Annotated in this window: 17 protein-coding genes; 6 read left to right on the forward strand and 11 right to left on the reverse strand. The window is 55.6% G+C overall.

What is annotated here, in order from left to right; genetic code table 11:
• Nucleotides 1–30 precede the first annotated feature (30 nt).
• Both V6L79_RS06970 and V6L79_RS06975 read left to right on the forward strand, forming a co-directional pair.
• Nucleotides 31–1,260, forward strand: coding sequence for an alpha-xenorhabdolysin family binary toxin subunit A (locus V6L79_RS06970; protein ID WP_321837404.1), 1,230 nt, complete (start codon nt 31–33; stop codon nt 1,258–1,260).
• A gap of 17 nt (nt 1,261–1,277) precedes the next feature.
• On the forward strand, nt 1,278–2,291 hold the full coding sequence (locus V6L79_RS06975) for an alpha-xenorhabdolysin family binary toxin subunit B (protein WP_321835828.1): 1,014 nt from the start codon (nt 1,278–1,280) through the stop codon (nt 2,289–2,291).
• 46 nt (nt 2,292–2,337) lie between these two features.
• Here V6L79_RS06975 and V6L79_RS06980 read toward each other — a convergent pair whose 3' ends face one another.
• From V6L79_RS06980 to V6L79_RS07000, 5 genes are all read right to left on the reverse strand, one after another.
• On the reverse strand, nt 2,338–3,501 hold the full coding sequence (locus tag V6L79_RS06980) for a type III PLP-dependent enzyme (RefSeq protein WP_261740947.1): 1,164 nt from the start codon (nt 3,499–3,501) through the stop codon (nt 2,338–2,340).
• Between the two features lie 479 nt (nt 3,502–3,980).
• A complete protein-coding gene (locus V6L79_RS06985; protein ID WP_261740948.1) occupies nt 3,981–5,138 on the reverse strand; it encodes a betaine/proline/choline family ABC transporter ATP-binding protein in 1,158 nt (385 codons plus the stop codon).
• A complete protein-coding gene (locus V6L79_RS06990; protein WP_261740949.1) occupies nt 5,135–5,788 on the reverse strand; it encodes an ABC transporter permease in 654 nt (217 codons plus the stop codon). The genes V6L79_RS06985 and V6L79_RS06990 overlap by 4 nt, the downstream gene beginning before the upstream one ends.
• 14 nt (nt 5,789–5,802) lie before the next feature.
• Nucleotides 5,803–6,696 carry a glycine betaine ABC transporter substrate-binding protein gene (locus V6L79_RS06995; RefSeq protein WP_261740950.1) on the reverse strand — a complete coding sequence of 298 codons (894 nt, stop codon included), beginning with the start codon at nt 6,694–6,696 and terminating at the stop codon, nt 5,803–5,805.
• Nucleotides 6,697–6,721: 25 nt separating this feature from the next.
• Entirely contained in the window at nt 6,722–7,438 is a 717-nt protein-coding gene (locus tag V6L79_RS07000; protein WP_048359225.1) for an ABC transporter permease, read from the reverse strand.
• Nucleotides 7,439–7,775: 337 nt separating this feature from the next.
• On the opposite strand from V6L79_RS07000, the gene V6L79_RS07005 reads away from it, so the two are divergent.
• The 4 genes from V6L79_RS07005 (at nt 7,776) to V6L79_RS07020 (ending at nt 12,853) form a co-directional block, all read left to right on the forward strand.
• A complete protein-coding gene (locus V6L79_RS07005; RefSeq protein ID WP_261740951.1) occupies nt 7,776–9,359 on the forward strand; it encodes a peptide chain release factor 3 in 1,584 nt (527 codons plus the stop codon).
• Nucleotides 9,360–9,677: 318 nt separating this feature from the next.
• Nucleotides 9,678–11,927, forward strand: a complete 2,250-nt coding sequence (locus V6L79_RS07010; protein ID WP_338579993.1) for an S-type pyocin domain-containing protein — start codon at nt 9,678–9,680, stop codon at nt 11,925–11,927.
• A complete protein-coding gene (locus V6L79_RS07015) occupies nt 11,917–12,180 on the forward strand; it encodes a bacteriocin immunity protein (protein WP_261740953.1) in 264 nt (87 codons plus the stop codon). Before V6L79_RS07010 ends, V6L79_RS07015 begins: the two co-directional genes overlap by 11 nt.
• Nucleotides 12,181–12,559: 379 nt before the next feature.
• Complete coding sequence (locus V6L79_RS07020; protein ID WP_261740954.1) at nt 12,560–12,853, forward strand: hypothetical protein; 294 nt, start codon at nt 12,560–12,562, stop codon at nt 12,851–12,853.
• Nucleotides 12,854–13,056: 203 nt separating this feature from the next.
• Here V6L79_RS07020 and V6L79_RS07025 read toward each other — a convergent pair whose 3' ends face one another.
• The 6 genes from V6L79_RS07025 to V6L79_RS07050 form a co-directional block, all read right to left on the reverse strand.
• Nucleotides 13,057–14,031 (reverse strand): peptide ABC transporter ATP-binding protein, encoded by a 975-nt coding sequence (locus V6L79_RS07025; RefSeq protein WP_338579994.1) that lies wholly within the window; start codon nt 14,029–14,031, stop codon nt 13,057–13,059.
• Nucleotides 14,031–14,999 (reverse strand): ABC transporter ATP-binding protein, encoded by a 969-nt coding sequence (locus tag V6L79_RS07030; protein WP_261740956.1) that lies wholly within the window; start codon nt 14,997–14,999, stop codon nt 14,031–14,033. The genes V6L79_RS07025 and V6L79_RS07030 overlap by 1 nt, the downstream gene beginning before the upstream one ends.
• A 10-nt stretch (nt 15,000–15,009) precedes the next feature.
• Nucleotides 15,010–15,921 (reverse strand): ABC transporter permease subunit, encoded by a 912-nt coding sequence (locus tag V6L79_RS07035; RefSeq protein ID WP_261740957.1) that lies wholly within the window; start codon nt 15,919–15,921, stop codon nt 15,010–15,012.
• Between the two features lie 10 nt (nt 15,922–15,931).
• On the reverse strand, nt 15,932–16,942 hold the full coding sequence (locus V6L79_RS07040; RefSeq protein ID WP_261740958.1) for an ABC transporter permease subunit: 1,011 nt from the start codon (nt 16,940–16,942) through the stop codon (nt 15,932–15,934).
• Nucleotides 16,943–17,017: 75 nt separating this feature from the next.
• A complete protein-coding gene (locus V6L79_RS07045) occupies nt 17,018–18,613 on the reverse strand; it encodes an ABC transporter substrate-binding protein (protein WP_338579995.1) in 1,596 nt (531 codons plus the stop codon).
• Nucleotides 18,614–18,700: 87 nt separating this feature from the next.
• On the reverse strand, nt 18,701–20,065 hold the full coding sequence (locus tag V6L79_RS07050; RefSeq protein WP_261740960.1) for an OprD family porin: 1,365 nt from the start codon (nt 20,063–20,065) through the stop codon (nt 18,701–18,703).
• Between the last annotated feature and the right edge of the window lie 105 nt (nt 20,066–20,170).

The raw sequence follows: 20,170 nt of genomic DNA on the forward strand, positions 1-20,170 counted from the left end.
GGGCAGGATAATTATTTAAAGGGAATTAATATGCAAGGTAGTGATTTCGCATTCAGTGAGAATATTGGCGAAGCCAGATCGCTGGAAAAAATGACTTCGTTGGAGGCCGCTGTACTTTTACCGTCACAGTATATTCAGGTGCTGGCCGGCAAGAGTGATGCAGCTGTTTCAAAAGATGAATTGGGCTTTATCATTCGGCGCAGTGATATACACAGTGTTCGTGCTTATGTTCGCGAGTCACGGGCATTGCCGGTTGACTACAACAAGATCGTGGAGTGGGTTGGGGGTAACACGGAAAGTGTGCCGGGCCTGGAACCTGCAAGCATTCAGGCGTTTCATCAACAAGTTGTACAGCACGCCGCTACATGGTCGCCACTGGAGCGTGATACAAAAGAGCTGAGTCGGCAACTTAACCGGTTCTCTGACAGTTTTATTACAACGGGTAACGGCATTATTGAGATCATCAATAGAGTCGAGTTCGAGCGATTTCTCACCGGTACGTTGAATGAGTTGACCGAGGAGGAAGAGGCCGAGTTGAAAGAAATCATTCTAAGTACAACAGAGCTTAGGGCAGTCGGGATTGTCAGGGATTACGTACTGCAGATTAAAAAAGATACCGACTCGTATATTAAAAAGGCCTACGCCGTAGGCGCATTGGCGGCCGAGTTTGAGCGAGTGCTGTCGGACGAGTTGATTCACGAGGTTAACACCAAGCTTAAGGCCTATGCGCAGGCCGGGCTCTCCCAAGAGCGGGTAGCGTTGATCGCGCGTATCAAGGAACTGGACAGTGAAATTGAGCAGGTCATCAAGGACTACAAATCTCAGGTGTTGTATGGGCATTCAGGGATACTTATGGGGCCTATCGTTTTGGCGATCACGGGCGGGATATTTGGCGTAAAAGCCGAAGCTACTCGTGCCCGAAAAAACAAACTGATTGCTGCGCGGGATATCGCAAGGAAAGGCAGTCAGGAACAAGAGCGACTGGCCATTATGCTGGATGCCACTCAGCAGCGTTTTGTTGATTTGCGCAGTCGTATGCTCGTGGCCGAGCAGGGAGCCAAGCAGTTGGCGCAAGTGTGGGGCTATATTGCCATTTATCTGGATGAAGCCGCCGAGCAGCTGGAGGGTGTGGATAACCTCGCCCGACTCCATAAATTCAAACTTGATTTCGCCCAACTGTTAAATCCCTGGACGCGTGTTAAAGACTACAGCGTGCAGATATCCAATGCGTTTAATGAAATTATCAATGAGCGCTTTTGAATAAAGGGACTGAAATCATGAATAGGGAAATTGGACTAATGGTTTACGAAAATCCTGATATGCCGGGTGTTTTTGCAGGGCTTAAAAAGTTCAATGCGGTGGCGGTTAATCGCGAATATGATTTTATCCCCTCATTGCAGGAACGCTTGAGTCTGGCGGCCAGATGCTTGAGTCACAGTGCACGTGTAATTGTCGAGCACGTACGCAGTCTTGATGTGAAAGTGGAAAATGCGGGGCTCGATGAACTGCTCGAACAGTGGGTTGCGATTCAGGCACACACCGAATTGACTGTGGAAGTGCAAAGCGCTGCGCTTAAAGTTCTGAATGATGCTTTTGCGCAGCGGGTAGGCCGTATCGCAAGTGCAGTCACCGCGGCCAAGGAGCAAATAGTATTGCGTGTCGAGGAGGGGGGTGGGCTAAACCTGGAACACTACTCCGATCCTTTGTTGGCTTATGACGCGGTCAGGCTCGAAGAACTGGAACAACAGGCTTTAACGTTGCAAGTGGAAGAAGATCGGTTGCGGGCAGATAAACAGGTTTTAGATGCTGCTGTCGCCGTGTTGCAGTCCCGTACATGGTTGGAGCATGTACGGGACTTGCTGCCCACGGCCGAGCAAATACAGACGCTTGTCACCACAACCCAGGTGGGCAAAGTGGAGGCGGATGTTGTCACAGCGGCCATTGCACGCGTGGTGCAGTATCTGGGCTTTTTTGACGGTGGTTATCGGTTGTTTTCGCTGACTGTGGCACGCAATAAAATAACTGAAAAGTTATATGACCTGAGAGTGTTGCAAAACAAGAACAGGACGGATGCGCGGTCATTCAAGGAGCGGGCAGAAAAAATTCGCCGCCACACAGAACTGGTTGAGGCGCGGGCCTACTGGGTTGAAAACCTGAGGTTGGTTGCCCAAGGGCTGAGTGTGTTTTTGGCCAGGGTTCGTGCGACGACTGAAGTGAATGAACATTCGATGCTGCAAGCATCGGCAGAGCTGTCCGGGTTTCAGCGCTTCTTGCGGCGCATCAGTCGCTAGCAACGAATAACGCCCCCCGAACACTTGTCCGGAGGGCGTTGCAGTTTTACAGGTAGAACGACTTCAACGGCGGGAAGCCATTGAACTCAACAGCGCTGTAACTGGTGGTGTAGGCACCGGTCGACAACCAGTACAGGCGGTCACCGATGGCCAGGTTCAGTGGCAGGCCGTACTTGTAGTTTTCGTACATGATGTCGGCGCTGTCGCAGGTTGGACCGGCGATTACGACTTCTTCCATTTCACCTTTCTTTTCAGTCCAGATCGGGAACTTGATGGCTTCGTCCATGGTTTCGATCAGGCCAGAGAATTTGCCCACGTCGGTGTATACCCAACGCTCAACGGCGGTGCGCGACTTACGCGCAACCAGTACTACTTCGCTGACCAAAATACCGGCGTTGGCGATCAGCGAGCGGCCTGGTTCCAGGATGATTTCTGGCAGGTCGTCGCCGAAGTCTTCCTTGAGGAAACGGATGATTTCTTCGGCGTAAGTTTCCAGGCTGTTGGTACGGGTAATGTAGTTGGCCGGGAAGCCGCCGCCCATGTTGATCAGCTTGAGGACGATGCCGTCTTCTTCTTTCAAACGTTCAAAGATCACTTTGACCTTGGCGATCGCGGCATCCCAAACGCTGATGTCGCGTTGCTGGGAGCCCACGTGGAACGAAATGCCGTAAGGCACCAGGCCCAGGTCGCGAGCCAGGATCAGCAGGTCCATGGCCATGTCGGTCTGGCAGCCGAATTTGCGCGACAAAGGCCAGTCAGCAGTGGTCGAGCCTTCGGTCAGAATACGCACGTAGATTTTCGAACCCGGTGCAGCCTTGGCAATGTTGCGCAGGTCGGCTTCGGAGTCGGTGGAGAACAGGCGCACGCCTTTCTCGTAGAAATAACGGATGTCTTTGGATTTCTTGATGGTGTTGCCGTAGCTGATGCGATCCGGGCCAACGCCTTGGGCCATCACTTTGTCCAGTTCGTAGATCGACGCGATGTCGAAGTTCGAACCCTTGTCGCGCAGCAAGTCGATGATTTCGACGGCCGGGTTGGCTTTGACGGCGTAGTACACCTTGGCGAATTCGAAGCCTGCACGCAGGTCATCGTAAGCCTTGCTGATCATGGCGGTGTCGATCACCACGAACGGAGTTTCCTGGGTGTCAGCGAAAGCCTTCATTTTGTTGAAGGTATCGCGCGCGTAATAGTCTTCGATCTGAATCGACATGCGTGGGGACTCCTGTGGCAAACGTAAAAAATAAATGGGTGCAGCTGAACATCCTCCGTATCCCCACTTTGGTTCGCCTACTTCCCAAGGCATGTCCGCCGAAAGCAAATAAGGTAAATGGACCTTGCTGTCTCGTCGTCAGTACTTGAGCCGGATGGATCGTTTCCAGCATGAATGTTCGGCGCGAACTTTAGGGCGTGAGTGCGCTGAGATCAACAAAAAATGTCGCGTTTTTGTACGCGTTCGTCGTGGGGGCACTGACAGCTATATAAGTAACCGACAGTCATGACACTGAGGAGTTCGAACGGAGGGCTTTTGCGGGGGCGTGGAAGGTGAACACGACTGTGGGAACGAGCCTGCTCGCGAAGGTTTCAATAGCGTACGCGCTATCGTTAACGACCTTCGCGGGCTGGCTCGCTCCCACAGTCATACCACTTGCTTAAGTGAACAGCATTGGGCTGCCCCAAGCTTGTTGGCCGTTACGCCAGCGCGATATCTGCTGGCGACACGATACTGGTCTTGGCCCCGCGCGAGCGGCCCGAGCTCAGGTAGGCGGCAATCGATTCCTGGGTCACTTCACCCTGGAACACACGCTCGGCGTCCATCACCGGCAACCACGAACGGTTGAACTCATACATGCGCGACAGCAGGATGCGCAAATGCTCCTCGGAGGCGGCTGTGGCGGTGAATTCGCGCAGGTACTGGCCGCACGTACCGGTCTGGCGGTGCAGGTCGCGACGACGCACATAGCCCAGGGCCTTGTTGTCGGCGCAGGTGACCACAACGTAACGACGGTCGAGTTCGTCCATCAGTTCCAGCGCTTCACCCACCGGGGTTTCAGGGCTGACTGACGGCGCGTTGTCCGCTGCGTCTTCAGCCTTGACCAGCAGCAGGCGCTTGAGCGTGCTGTCCTGGCCCACGAAGTTGCTGACAAAATCGTCGGCTGGGTGGGCGAGCAGGGTGTCGGGGTGATCCATCTGCAGCAGCTTGCCGCCACGGAAGATCGCAATCTTGTCACCCAACTTGATTGCTTCGTCGATGTCGTGACTGACCATGATTACGGTCTTGTTCAGCGCCCGCTGCATCTCGAAAAATTCGTTCTGGATCATCTCGCGGTTGATCGGGTCGACCGCGCCAAACGGTTCGTCCATTAATAGCAACGGTGCATCGGCGGCGAGGGCGCGAATCACCCCGATCCGCTGTTGCTGGCCGCCCGACAGTTCACGCGGGTAGCGATTGAGGTACTGCTTGGGTTCGAGCTTGATCATGCTCATCAGTTCACGAGCACGGTCATGGCACTTTTGCTTGTCCCAGCCAAGCAGGCGCGGGACGACGGTGATGTTCTCCTCGATGGTCATGTTGGGGAACAGACCAATTTGCTGGATTACATAACCGATATTGCGCCGCAGGGTTACCGGGTCGAGGTCGGTAGTGTCTTCGCCATTGATCAGGATTTTGCCGGAGGTGGGCTTGATCAGGCGGTTAATCATTTTCAGCGTGGTGCTTTTGCCGCAGCCCGAAGGCCCGAGGAATACGCAGATTTCGCCTTCGTTGACGGTCAGGCTTACCGAGTCCACGGCCTTTACGTCTTTGCCGTTGCTTTGGAAAGTTTTGCTGAGGTTTTGAAGTTCGATCATTTGAGCAGTCCTTTTGGAGTCAGCGAGCGTTGCAGCCATTGCAAAAGCAGGTCAGCGATGATGGCCAGAACACTGACCAACACGGCGCCGACGATCAGCATCGACATGTCGCTACGGCTGATTGCAGCAAGAATAAGTACACCCAGACCGCCAGCACCGATGGTGGCGGCGATGGTCATTACACCGATGTTCATCACCACGGCGGTGCGCACACCGGCCAGAATCACGGGCACCGCGATCGGCAGTTCAACCATGCGCAGGCGCTGGCCGAAGGTCATGCCGATGCCGCGTGCGGCTTCGCGAATACCCGGCTCAACGCCGGTAAGGGCGAGAAAGGTGTTACGCATGATGGGCAGCAGTGAATAAAGGAACACCGCCGTGATGGCTGGCATCGGGCCCAGGCCCTGACCGAATTTGGAGTAAAACGGCAGCAGCAGACCGAACAGGGCGATTGACGGAATGGTCAGCAGCACGGTGGCACTGGCTTGCAGGGGGCCGGCCAGTGTCGGGAAACGCGTCATTAGCACACCCAGCGGTACACCGATAAGGATCGCGAGCACCACGGCAATGCCTACCAGGCTGATGTGTTGCAAGGTCAGATGTAAGACTAGCGACCAGTCCATATGGGAAAAGGCGTTTAAAAATTCCATGTCTTCTCCTCGATTCAGTTCAGTGGATGCTGGCGCAGGAAGTCTGCGGCGACTTTGGACGGGCTTTCGTGGTCAACGTCGACCCGGGCGTTGAGCTGACGCATGGTTTCGTCGTCAAACAGATCCGCCAGCGGCTTGAGCAGGCCTTCGAGGTCCGGGTGGGCGTCCAGGTAGGTTTTGCTCACTACCGGTGCGGCGGTGTAGTCCGGGAAGTAATGCAAGTCGTCGTTGAGCAGCTTGAGGTTGAAGGCGCTCAAGCGACCGTCCGTGGTGTAGACCAGCCCGGCAAACACCTGACCGTTTTTCAGCGCGGTGTAGACCAGACCTGCGTCCATCTGTCGGATATTGCGGCGGGTCAGGTCCATGTCGTAGAGCTCGACCATGCCCAGCAAACCATCGGAACGGTTGGCAAACTCAGTGTCCAGGGCCACCAGCGCTCTTTTGTTTTGCGGGTCACGCAGTGCCTTGTTCAGATCGCTGATGCTGTTGATGTCGGGAAACGCCTCGGCCACTTTCTGTGGCAAGGCCAGCGCGTAGGTATTGCTGAACTTGGACGGGTGTAGCCAGATCAGTCCTTTTTTTGCATCGACCTCTTTGACCCGGTCGTAGGATTGCTGACTGTCGAGCTTGTCGGTGATGTGGTTGTAGGCCACCAACGATACGCCGGTGTATTCCCACACCATGTCCAGTTGCCCGGATTGATGGGCCGAACGTGCCAGGCTGCTGCCGAGCCCGCCGGTCACCTTGGCGTTGTAACCCTTGCTGTTAAGGTATTGCGAAGTGATTTCCGCGAGCAGTGTTTGCTCGGTGAACACCCGCGCCCCAATGCGAATCAGGGGTTTTTCTGCGGCTTGGACAATTCCTGCGCACAGCAGGATGCAGCCTAGTAAAAAGCTAATTTTTTTCATGGGTATTCCTTTGCTCAGCCAGACCTTAAACAGGTCGCAGACCGCGTTCCAACCATCGGCGGCTGATGAGAATCACCAGGCCGTCGAGCAGCAATGCCAGCAGCGCGGTACACGCAGCGCCGAGGATCAATTGCGGCTGATTGTTAAGGGCGATGCCGGGGAAAATCAGGCTGCCCAGGCTGTTGGCGCCGATCAGGAACGCCAGCGGTGCCGTCCCGACGTTGATCGCCAGTGCCACTCGCACACCGCCCATGATGATGGGCACGGCGTTGGGCAACTCGACTCGCCACAGCACCTGGCGCGGGGTCATGCCGATGCCGACGGCGGCTTCCTTGAGTGAACCCTGGACGTTTTTCAGACCTTCATAAGTGTTGCGCACGATAGGCAGCAACGAGGCGAGAAACAGGGCGAAGATGGCAGGGCCGCTACCGATTCCCAGGAAACCCAGGGCAATGGCCAGTACCGCCAGCGGGGGTACGGTGTTACCGATGTTGAAGACTTGCATGAAGCGTTCCGCACGTCCGGCCATATTAGGTCGGCTGAGGAAAATGCCGGCTGGTATCCCTACAAGGAGGGCCGCGAGCATTGAAGCGAGTACCAGGTACAGGTGGGCTTGCAGATAGAACAACAAATCATCTTGATAGTGTTCGATAGTGCTGATGCCGATCCAGTGGACCAACAGGGCCAGAAGCGCGATAACTACCGCACATCCTATAAGCCCTTTTCCATAGCGATTAGCCACAGACGGACTCCTTTTTTTCAGTCGGCGTACACATCGTCGTGTGGCAAGGCCATTCCTGGCTGCCGACAATGAGTTCGCGAAGAGCAACGGGTGGTGGCGAAAATCGCTCTCATCACCTGTCATTAGCGCAGCCTCGTCAGGCTAACTTGCTGATATTTCAGCTCCTGACGGTTTGTCGTATCAGGAGAGTGGACGCCTCCACTGTCTAAAAGGTTCACATTTTTTACGGCACATTGCCACCCTTGTCCGACGAGCAAGGGTGGCAACGGTGGCCGTGGGCACCTGATTTGGGCTATAATCCGCGCCCTTTTTTGAATCAATCGTCAGGCGATTTCCCATGACCAACCAGGCCGCCGAAGTCGCGAAACGCCGCACTTTCGCCATTATTTCCCACCCCGATGCGGGTAAGACCACCATCACCGAAAAGCTCCTGCTGATGGGTAAGGCGATTGCTATCGCCGGTACGGTGAAATCGCGAAAGTCCGACCGCCATGCCACCTCCGACTGGATGGAAATGGAGAAACAACGGGGTATTTCGATTACCACGTCGGTCATGCAGTTCCCGTATCGCGACCACATGATCAACCTGCTCGACACCCCGGGCCACGAAGACTTCTCGGAAGACACCTACCGCACATTGACTGCGGTCGACTCGGCGCTGATGGTGCTCGACGGCGGTAAAGGTGTTGAGCCACGTACCATCGCCCTGATGGACGTTTGCCGTCTGCGTGACACGCCTATCGTCAGCTTTATCAACAAACTCGACCGCGATATTCGCGACCCGATCGAGTTGCTGGACGAGATCGAAGCAGTCCTGAAAATCAAGGCTGCACCGATCACTTGGCCGATTGGTTGCTACCGTGACTTCAAGGGTGTTTACCACCTGGCAGACGACTACATCATCGTCTACACCGCCGGTCATGGTCATGAACGTACCGAAACCAAAATCATCGAAAAGCTCGACTCCGATGAAGCCCGCGCCCATTTGGGTGACGAGTACCAGCGTTTCGTCGATCAGTTGGAACTGGTTCAGGGCGCTTGCCATGAATTCAACCAGCAGGAATTCCTCGATGGCCAACTGACGCCGGTGTTCTTCGGTACTGCATTGGGCAACTTTGGTGTCGATCACGTGCTCGACGCTGTCGTGAACTGGGCACCGGAGCCGTTGCCTCGTGTTGCCAACGAGCGCACGGTCGAGCCGACCGAAGAGAAATTCAGCGGTTTCGTGTTCAAGATCCAGGCGAACATGGACCCTAAACACCGCGACCGTATCGCCTTTATGCGTATTTGCTCGGGCAAATACGAGAAGGGCATGAAAATGCGCCATGCGCGTACCGGCAAAGACGTACGTATCGGCGATGCGCTGACGTTCTTCTCCTCCGAGCGTGAACAGCTCGAAGAGGCCTTCGCGGGTGACATCATCGGTTTGCACAACCACGGCACCATCCAGATCGGTGACACCTTTACCGAAGGCGAGAGCCTGAGCTTCACCGGTATCCCGCACTTCGCCCCGGAACTGTTCCGCCGCGTACGACTGCGTGACCCGCTGAAATCCAAGCAACTGCGTCAGGGCTTGCAGCAACTGGCGGAAGAGGGCGCCACCCAGGTGTTCTTCCCGGAGCGCAGTAACGACATCATCCTGGGCGCCGTCGGTGTGCTGCAGTTCGATGTGGTCGCGAGCCGTTTGAAAGGCGAATACAAAGTGGAATGCTCCTACGAGCCGATCACCGTGTACTCGGCGCGCTGGATTGATTGCGACGATAAGAAAAAGCTCGAGGAGTTCAAGGTCAAGGCTGTGGAAAACCTGGCCATTGATGGCGGTGGTCACTTGACCTACCTGGCTCCGACTCGCGTCAACCTGGCGTTGATGGAAGAGCGCTGGCCGGATGTGAAATTCCGCGCTACGCGTGAGCACCACTAAGCGCTCAGACGCTGGGTAGAAAAAAGCGAAGCCTTTGGGCTTCGCTTTTTTTATGGGCGCGATTTTGTAGGCGCTGCTGAAGGCTGTGATAAGGACCGCAGGGCCTTCCGCCCCCTGCGGGGAAGTTAACAGTGCGTAGGAGGTGTTTTACATTAATAAGAGATGTTTCTTTCCGTATTTGAAGATGGTTATTTTTGCTTGTGTAGTATGTTTCTGAAATTGCTATGTTGGCTCTATCGTCTGTCAAAGTGGGTACTAATATTATCTATGTTGGTTGTTGAGGGTGGTGTAAGCGTTAAAGACTAAAGGAGAAGTTATATGTCAAATGATGTCGATAAATACTTGGGCCCTCACAAAAAACTAGGCCCCGGTTCATACGAGTTGGGGGCAACCTCTGTTGTGGGGAAATGGCAGCCCAAAATCGAATTTGGCGGCGGATTTAATGCGTGGGGTTTGAATGAAGGTCCGCGCAGAGGAGAAGGCGGGCCGAGCAATATTCATGATCTTGCAAAACCAAACATTATGGCTGAGTTTATGAATGAGCAAATTCATAGCCAAGGATATCTTGATCAAGAATTCAATACGCGATTCAACTCGCTCGTCCCCGATACCGAGCGTGAACTGGAGGAAAGAAAACAGGCCGCCAAAGGTTCGCAGGCCATGACACCCGCAGAATCTGCTGCAATAGAACAACACGTGACGCTGGATCTTATTGAATCAAAAATAACTCAATACAACACTATAGTGCCTGATATTTATGGTCTTTATGGTCAGAGTCCTTACTTTTTGATGGAAGTACTGCCGCGTCAGAAAATGCGCGAACTTTTGAATTCCAATGCCCTCTCTCCTGATACGTTGATAAATTTGTATCGGCTGTATGACACTGTTTATAAATCTGCGTTAGAACTTAAGGCGCTTTCGCTCTCCATTGGTGTTTTTGCGGGTAAGCTTGCAGAACTGGCCATGCAAATTGAACAGGTACAGGTTGCTGATAATGACACTGCGCAGGATCAACGGTTAGCCATCATCATCCAGGAGCGAGATATTCACGCTCAACAACTACCGGAGTTCCTCTATACAGAACTCATCACTGCAGCGGGGGTGATGGAAGGCAATACTGCCTCTGAAGCATTGGCCCATTACAAGACGACGCTTGAGCGTCTGGCCGCGTCAAAAACCGCAGAAACTCAGCCGATTTACGCGCCTCCGCCACTTGAAAGGGGCGGAATTACCATCACCTACCCTGCGAACAACCCGAGCATCAAAGCACCCTTGAGCAAGCCTGAATTGGCAGCGCTTAACGAGCTGGTTTATTTGCAAACCCATACTCAGTTAGGGCGCAAATGGCTGAGTTATCACGATGCCTTGCTAAAGACTGAATCGGCCAGGTATCTGACAGCGACCGCCAATGCCTTTGGTGGTCTTGCCGAGCGGGCGGGTGCAGCGCAAGCAGCTATCCGGATAGCCAACACGTTCCGTGCGCCGGGGTCTGCATCAGCTGGCCCATTGTTTATAACTTCAGCGGGCATCGCCGCGGTTATTGATGCGGCGACAGTGACTCTGCAAGCTGCTATCCGCTCGGCAATTGCAGCGTTGAGCAGTCTGGCGGCAGGCACAGCTTCGGGGCTTTTGGTTGGTGTGTCTGCCTTGGTATATTCGCCCAAACTGGCAAATGGCGAGTTGCCTGAGCGCTATGCATTTAGTACGCCGCTCTCGGATCTGGCGCCTGAGCTCAAGGGCGATCTATCAGCTATTGCTGCCGCCAATGGAACTGTTGATCTGCCGGTGCGTATCAGTTCGAAAGCAGCAGCCGATGGCCAGTCAGAAGTGTTTGTCGCCAAAGCCGATGGCGTCACTGTGCCGTCGCAAGTCAGGGTAATAGCCGCAACTTTTAACGCTCAGCAGAATATTTACAGCGTTACGACAGAGGATGTACCACCAAGGACTTTGACCTGGACACCCATCGTTGATCCAGGGTATAGCTCGACCACTTCGCCTGCTGAACAGCCTGAGACTCCGGTCTACACTGGGGCGACAGTTACGCCTGTTGTGGGAAGGATTGATACTTTCCCGGGGCTTGCTGAAGCTGGCTTTGATGACTTCATTACAGTGTTTCCGGCGGGTTCTGGCCTGCCTCCAATTTATGTAATGTTCCGGGATCCCCGCGAGGATGCAGGGGTAGCAACGGGGATGGGGCAGCCGGTGACGGGTATCTGGCTGGGGGCTGCGGCGCAAGGTGAGGGGGCTGCTGTTCCGTCGCAGATTGCAGACCAGTTGCGGGGCAAGGAGTTTAGAAATTTCAGGGCATTTCGGGAGGCGTTTTGGGTAGAAATAGCAAAAGACTCGGAGTTGTCAGAGCAATTCATAGTCTCGAACCGGGCCCGAATGAACATGGGTAAGGCGCCTAAGGCTAGGCGAGATGATGCAGTGGGTAAAAGATCTACATTTGAAATTCATCATGTCCAAGAAATCGCCAAAGGCGGGGACGTTTATAATATTGAAAATATGATGGTTCTGACTCCTAAACGTCATATGGATATTCATAAGGGGAAGAATAATGGGATTTAAAAGTGGTTTTTCAGAATATACGGAAGCAGAATTTTTGGAATTTATGAAGGAGGTATTTAGAGAAAATATCGCTGGCACAGATGAGCGTCTTGATGTTCTGTTAAAACATTTTGAAGATGTGACAGAGCATCCTGAGGGAACAGACCTCATCTATTATGCTTCGTCGGATGTGGAATGCACGCCCGAAGCAATCACTAAAAGAGTTAGTGAGTGGCGAGCCGCCAACGGCAAGCCTGGTTTTAAAGCAGGCTAATCAAATGCTATTTAACTCAGCCGCTGCGCTCACAGTAGCTGAGTTATTTGTTGCTACAGTGTGAGCAAAGCGCCTGTAGCCGTTGACGAGCTGCGCGAGGCTACGTCCGACGATGCAATCGTCGTAAACCCGATAAGCACGATGTCCCTGAAACACCAAGGCCGAATGGTTTTACGACTGCTACGCAGTCGAACATAGCCTCGCGCGGCTCGTCAACGGTTACAAGGATTTGCGTATACCCGCTTGATCCGCAACAAAGTATCAACCAGAGCAACTGAGTTAGTCCGAATGGGTATATCGCAACCGGCGTGTTTCTGGAAAAACTGAAGGTGGCGAACTAGGTTTAAAGGGTATTTCCCATACACAGGATGGAAATCCCATGAAGCTTTTTCAACGCATTGTGTTGTTGCTCAAGGTGCTGGTGTTGTTGACGGTGAGTGCTTCAGCGGCTTGGGCGAGTAACCCGCTGAGCAGTTCCGGGGCAGGATTTTCAGCCACAGGTGTGCCGGGGCCGACGATTCATGCGATTTACAAGTCGGACTCGGAGCCGGGTGATCAGGGGCAGGGCGGCAGTTCGGGGGATGATGACCAGACCGATGGTGACGGTGGCGCCGATGGCGGTGGCAGCGGTGACAACGGCGATGATGGCGACGAGGGCGATGGTCAGACGTAGTGAGTAGTTAGCGGGACAATAAGTCCCGTAGCAGCTGTCGAGCTCCGCGAGGCTGCGTCCGAGGCGCAGCCCTCGTAAACCCGGTAGACGCGGTGCTTCTGGAGCATCACGTTGAATGGTTTTACGACTGCTGCGCAGTCGGACGCAGCCTCGTTCCTTCGACAGCTGCTACGGGGGAGTGTGCCTCCTCCTGGTGTCAGTGTTTAAACCTGTAAAAACTGTTCCGCGTGATGGCAAGCCACCTGGCGGTTGTCGAGCACGCGCAAGGCCGGTTCATCAGTGCTGCACAGCTCGGTCGCATACGGGCAGCGCTTGTGGAAGGCGCAACCTGATGGCGGGTTAAGCGGGTTGGGCAACTCGCCAACGATCTTGATTTTCGGCTCGTTCGGGTCCGGGTGGATGGTCGGGGTGGCTGAAAGCAATGCTTGGGTATATGGGTGCAGCGGCCGGGTGTAGATCTCTTCCTTTGGCCCCATTTCTACCGGACGGCCCAGGTACATCACCAGTACCGTATCGGCCACATGCCGCACCACCGCCAGGTTGTGCGAGATAAAGACGTAGGCGGTATTGAACTCTTGCTGCAAATCCATAAACAGGTTGAGCACCTGCGCCTGAATCGACACGTCGAGTGCGGAAGTCGGCTCGTCAGCCACCAGCACTTTGGGTTGCAGCATCATGGCCCGGGCCAGGGCGATTCGCTGACGCTGACCGCCCGAAAACATGTGTGGGTAGCGCTGGTAATGCTCGGGGCGCAGGCCTACCTGTTTCATCATGGCCTGAACTTTTTCGCGACGTTCGCTGGCGTTCAGCTTGGTGTTGATCAATAAAGGTTCTGCAAGCTGATCACCGATTTTCTGCCGTGGGTTGAGCGAGGCATAGGGGCTCTGGAACACCATCTGCACGTCTTTGCGCAGTTGTTTGCGCTCAGCCTTGTTGGCGCCTGTGACTTCTTGCCCAGCGATTTTCAACGAGCCTGAGGACGGCTCTTCGATCAGGGTCAGGGCGCGGGCCAGGGTGGATTTGCCACAGCCGGATTCGCCCACCACGGCCAGGGTTTTGCCGGCTTCAAGTTCAAACGACACACCATTGAGTGCGCGTACCAGTGCATGGCCTTTGAACATGCCGCGGGATACTTCGTAGTGACGGGTAAGGTCGCGGGCAGTAAGAACAACAGTCATTACGCCACCTCCTGATTCAAGGGGAAGAAGCAGCGCACCTGGCTGTGAGCTTTTTGCTCCAGTGCAGGACGTTGTTGGCGGCATTGTTCCTGGACATATGGGCAGCGCGGCGATAACAGGCAGCCTTGAGGCCGGTCGTAACGCCCCGGCACGATGCCAGGCAATGTGGACAGGCGGGCGGCGCCCATGCTGTGTTCCGGGATCGCGGCCAGCAGGGCTTCGCTGTACGGGTGCCCTGGCACATCAAACAACCCCGGCACGTTGCCGACTTCGACCGCCTGGCCTGCATACATCACGCACACCCGCTGGGCGGTTTCAGCCACCACGGCAAGGTCATGGGTGATCAGCACCAGGCCCATGTTTTGCTCGCGTTGCAAGCTGAGCAGCAGGTCCATGATCTGCGCCTGAATGGTCACGTCCAGCGCGGTGGTCGGTTCGTCGGCGATCAGCAACTTCGGTTCGCCGGCAATCGCCATGGCAATCGCCACACGCTGGCTCATGCCACCCGACAACTGGTGCGGGTAGGCTTGCATGCGGCTGGCAGCGCCCGGGATTTCGACTTTTTCCAGCAGCTCAATGGCCCGTTTGCGCGCCGCTTTGCCGGACATTTTCAAGTGCAGACGCAGCACTTCTTCGATCTGGAAGCCCACGGTGTAGCTGGGGTTCAGTGCGGTCATCGGGTCCTGGAAGACCATGGCCATGTCTTTGCCAACGATCTGGCGACGTTGACGCGCGCTGAGGGTCAGCATGTTCTTGCCGTCGAAGTTCAGCGCGTCGGCGGTGACGATGCCAGGGTGCTCGATCAGACCCATCAGGGCCATCATGGTTACCGATTTGCCGGAACCCGACTCGCCAACAATGGCCAGAACTTCGCCTTTATCCACAGACAGGCTCAGACCGTCGACCACTGGGACTGCCTTGGCGTCGCCAAAACGGACGTTGAGATTCTTGATTTCTAACAGTGACATGGGAATCTCCTCAGGCGGCGTTCTTGAGTTTCGGGTCCAGCGCATCGCGCAGACCGTCGCCCATCAGGTTGATTGCCAGCACGCTGAGCAAAATGGTCAAGCCGGGCAGGCTCACGACCCACCAGGCACGTTCGATGTAGTCGCGGGCCGAGGCCAGCATGGTGCCCCACTCCGGGGTTGGCGGTTGTACGCCAAGGCCCAGGAAGCCCAGGGCAGCAGCGTCGAGAATCGCCGAGGAGAAGCTCAACGTGGCCTGAACGATCAACGGTGCCATGCAGTTGGGCAGCACGGTGATGAACATCAGGCGCGGCAAGCTGGCGCCCGCCAGACGGGCAGCCGTCACGTAGTCGCGGTTCAGTTCGCCCATTACGGCGGCGCGGGTCAGGCGTACATAAGACGGCAACGAAACCACGGCAATGGCGATCACGGTGTTGATCAGGCCAGGGCCGAGGATGGCGACAATCGCCACGGCCAGCAGCAGGGACGGCAGGGCCAGCATGATGTCCATCAAACGCATGATGCCAGGGCCGAGCAGGCGCGGAAAAAACCCGGCAAACAGGCCGAGGATGACGCCCGGGATCAGGGAAATCACCACGGATGACAAACCGATCAGCAGCGACAGCCGTGACCCTTCAATCAGGCGTGACAGCAGGTCACGGCCCAGTTCGTCGGTGCCGAGCAAAAACTGCCACTGGCCGCCTTCCAGCCAGACCGGCGGGGTCAGCAGAAAGTCGCGGTATTGCTCGCTCGGGCTGTGGGGGGCAACCCACGGGGCAAAAATCGCGCAGAACACGATCAGGGTCATGAAAATCAGGCCCGCGACGGCGCCTTTGTTTTGGGAGAAAGCCTGCCAGAACTCTTTGTAAGGCGATGGATAAAGCAGGCTTTGATCCACTTCGGTGGTGCTTGGAGAGGTGCTCATGGTCAGGATCTCAGCGCTGGTGACGGATGCGTGGATTGGCAAAGCCGTAGAGGATGTCCACTACGAAGTTGACCAGAATCACCAGGCAGGCAATTAACAGGATGCCGTTTTGCACCACGGGATAGTCCCGGGCGCCGATGGCTTCGATCAGCCATTTGCCGATACCGGGCCACGAGAAGATGGTCTCGGTCAGTACGGCACCGGCCAGCAGGGTGCCGACTTGCAGGCCGACCACGGTCAGTACCGGGATCAGGGCGTTGCGCAGGCCGTGCACGAAAACTACGCGGGCAGGCGACAGGCCTTTGGCGCGGGCGGTACGGATGTAGTCCTCGCGCAGTACTTCGAGCATCGATGAGCGGGTCATCCGTGCAATCACGGCCAGTGGAATGGTGCCCAGCACGATGGCAGGCAGAATCAGGTGGTGCAGAGCATCCCAGAAGGCTTCGGGCTGGTCGCTGAGCAGGGTGTCGATGAGCATGAAACCGGTTCTTGGTTCGATGTCGTACAAGAGGTCGATACGCCCGGAAACCGGGGTCCAGCCCAGACCCACGGAGAAGAACATGATCAGGATCAGGCCCCACCAGAAGATCGGCATCGAGTAACCCGCCAGGGAGATACCCATCACCCCGTGGTCAAACAATGAGCCTCGCTTGAGTGCTGCAATGACCCCTGCCAGTAGCCCGAGCACACCGGCTAACAACAGCGCAGCAGTGGCCAGTTCGAGAGTGGCGGGGAACAGTGCGGAAAATTCGGTCCATACGCTTTCACGGGTGCGCAATGACTCGCCCAAATCGCCGTGAGCGAGCTTGGTGACGTAGTCAATGTACTGCTCATGCAGCGGTTTGTTCAGACCCAGGCGCTCCATTGCCTGGGCGTGCATTTCAGGGTCGACCCGTCGTTCGCCCATCATGACTTCGACCGGGTCACCCGGGATCATGCGAATCAAGGCAAAGGTCAGAAGGGTGATGCCGAAGAAGGTGGGTATCAACAACCCCACTCGGCGGGCAATAAAACTAAACATCTTATGGTGTTCCTTATCAGCCGGTTAGGCAGGTCCGCCAGGGTTCAGGTAAACCCTGGCGGGTTTTTTATTGTTCTACTTCACCTGGGTTGTGGCGAAGTTATTGTTGGTCAGGGGGCTAAGGGTATAGCCCTCAACATTTCTGCGCATCGCAGTAAACAGCATAGGATGGGTTACGTTGATCCATGGTTGGTCCTGATTAAAAATTACTTGTGCTTGTTGATAGAGTGCAGCCCGTTCAGAGGGTTCAGTGATGCCGCGAGCCTTGGTAATCAGGGCTTCGAAATCCTTATTGCACCAGCGTGAATAGTTTTCGCCGTTCTTGGCTGCCTCGCAGCTGAGCAGTGGGGTCAGGAAGTTATCCGGGTCGCCGTTATCGCCGCCCCATCCGGTCGAGACCATATCGTGCTCGCCACTTTTGGCGCGTTTGAGCATTTCGCCCCATTCCATGACGCGAATATCCACTTTGAGTCCGATTTTCTGCAGATCGGACTGAAGCAGCTGGGCACCCAGCATCGGGTTGGGGTTGGTCGGGCCGCCGCCGTTACGGGTGAAGAAGGTCAGTACCGTGCCTTCTGGTACACCGGCTTCCTTGAGCAGCGCCCGGGCCTTGTACAGGTCTCGGGGCGGGCTTTGGATATTGGTGTTATAGCCAAGCATGGTGGGCGGGTACGGGTTGATCGCAATCAGCGCGTTGCCTTCACCGTGCACGGTGTTGAGGTAGGTTTGTTTGTCGAAGGCCATGTCGATGGCTTTGCGCACCCGCACATCGCTCAGGTATTTGTGACTGGTGTTCATGGCGATGTAGCTGGTCATCAGGGCTGCCAGTTCATCGACCTTGAGGTTGGGGTCTTTGCGGATGTTTTTGACGTCATCGGGCTTGGGGTACAGCGCGATCTGGCATTCGTTGGCCTTGAGTTTTTGCAGGCGCACGTTGCTGTCGGTGGTCACGGCAAAAATCAGGTTGTCGCTGGGGGGCTTGCCACGGAAGTAATCCGGATTGGCCTTGAAGCGTACCTGGGCATCCTTGTTGTAGCGCACGAAGATAAACGGGCCGGTGCCGATAGGCTTGTTGTTCAAGTCAGCGGTTTTGCCGGACTTGAGCAGCTGGTCGGCATATTCGGCGGAGTAGATGGAGTTAAACGGCATCGCGATATCACGCAAGAATGGTGATTCGGCGTGGTTGAGGGTGATTTTTACGGTCAGGTCGTCAACTTTTTCGACGCTTTTGAGCAGGTTTTTGAAACCCATACTTTCAAAGTAGGGGTAACCGACCAACGACAGTTTGTGCCACGGGTGATTCGGGTCCAGCTGGCGCTGAAAACTCCAGACCACATCGTCGGCGTTCACGGTTCGGGTCGGTTTGAAATAATCGGTGGTGTGAAATTTCACGCCGGGGCGCAGGTGGAAAGTGTACTCAAGCCCATCCGGGCTGATGTCCCAGCGTTCGGCCAGTGCTGGTTCGACGTCGGTCGTACCGGGTGCGAAGTCGACCAGGCGGTTGAGTATGGTTTCAGCCGAGGCATCGGCTGTCACGGCGGTGGTGAATTGGACGATATCGAATCCTTCAGGGCTGGCTTCGGTGCAGACCACCAGGTTTTTCGCGTTAGCACAGAACGCTGTACCCAGCAGTGCCACGGCGAGGGCGGTGCGTAGTGGAAGTCTTCTCATGGCAATCCTCTCCAATCAGTTGAACCAGCATGTGCCTGCGGCCGATGGGGCTAATCGGCCGCAGGCGCTGGGCATGTAAAGGTGTGTTTACAGAATGCTGAATGGAATGGTGGTCACCAGGCGGAACTCATTGATGTTGCCGTCAGCCTGGTTTTTGCTGGCGCGGTGCGTGGTGTAGGTGGCGCGAATGGCGGTGGCTTTCAGCGGGCCACTTTGCACAGCATAAGATGTGCCAACGCTGTACTCGTTGTGGGTTTCACCGTCCATGTTCCTGACGTCGTAGGCGGTGCCCTTGTACTTGGTGCCGTCGATATCCCAGCCGCGCGCGTGGTAGGCGTTGAACTTCAGGCCCGGAATACCGTACTGCGCCATGTTGATGCTGTAGGCCAGTTGCAGCGACTTCTCGTTCGGGCCGTTGAAGTCCGAGAGCAGGGAGTTGGCCAGGTAGATACCGTTGGTTTCGTGCAGGTAGTCGAAGTACTCGTCGCCGACGATTTGCTGGAATGCCAGGCTCACGGTGTGGGCCTGATGGGTCAAGGCGAATGCCAGGCTGTAGGCGTCGTTGTTGATATTGCCCAGCTCTTTCTTGCCGGTATCGAGGGTCTTGTAGTAGTTGAAGTTGGTGTTCAGACCCAGCACGGCGTTGTCGCCGATATCGTGTACCGCGCCGAAGTAGTACTGGTTCCAGAAGTCTTCCACGTTTGTTGCGTACAGCGTGGTTTTCAGGTTTTTCAGCGGCTGGTAGTTAAGGCCAGCAACGCTGGCGCGATCAGTCTCGACCCCGGCTGCGCCGTATTCACTGCGAAACTTGCTCAGGCTTTGTTCGGTACGCGGGGACACGCGATCAAAGGAGCCCGCGTCGAAGGACAGGTTGTTGAACTCTTCGCTGTGCAAGCCCACCCCTTGAAAGCTTGAAGGCAATGCGCGGTTACCGATCACGTCGATGGTCGGGCTGCTGAAGTTCTGTCGGCCTACGGTCAGCGTGGTGTTGGAGATGCGGGCGCTGAGGTTGGCCAGGCCCAACTTGCTCCACTGGCCGACGGCATCGCCATCGCTGTGGGTCAGGGTACGGTTGTTCGGACCGGCAATATCCTTGGCGTCGCGGTCCAGGGCAATGGCGTTGTAGGCCGCTACCTGGGTACTGAAGCCGACGGTGCCCTCAGTGAAGCCCGATTTGTAATCGAGGATGGTGCCCTGTACCCAGTTGATCCGGCGCGGGGTTGACTCGCGGGTACCGTGGTTGTTGTAGCTGAAGCGATCATCACGGCGCTTGAGTTCGTTGGCGTACCAGTTACGGGTAGTGCCGCTCAGGGTCTGGTCTTCAAGGAAACCCTTGGTTTCGCTTTGGGCACTGGTGCCTTTCAATTCGGTAGGTACAAATTCATCGGCGTAGGCCATCGCGGTGAGGCTGCTGATGGATAAGGCTAACAACGCACTGCTGGTGATTTTCATGGTTGAGGCTCCTCTGGTTTCTTTTTTTATTGCCGGTCTTTTTGTGTTGACTCAGCTGTTGTGAAACGATTTAAAGCATTACAAACGTTTGCGTCACGTGCGATT

Origin of the sequence: Pseudomonas sp. ML2-2023-6 (genome assembly GCF_037055265.1) — a bacterium.
GTDB lineage: Bacteria > Pseudomonadota > Gammaproteobacteria > Pseudomonadales > Pseudomonadaceae > Aquipseudomonas > Aquipseudomonas kulmbachensis.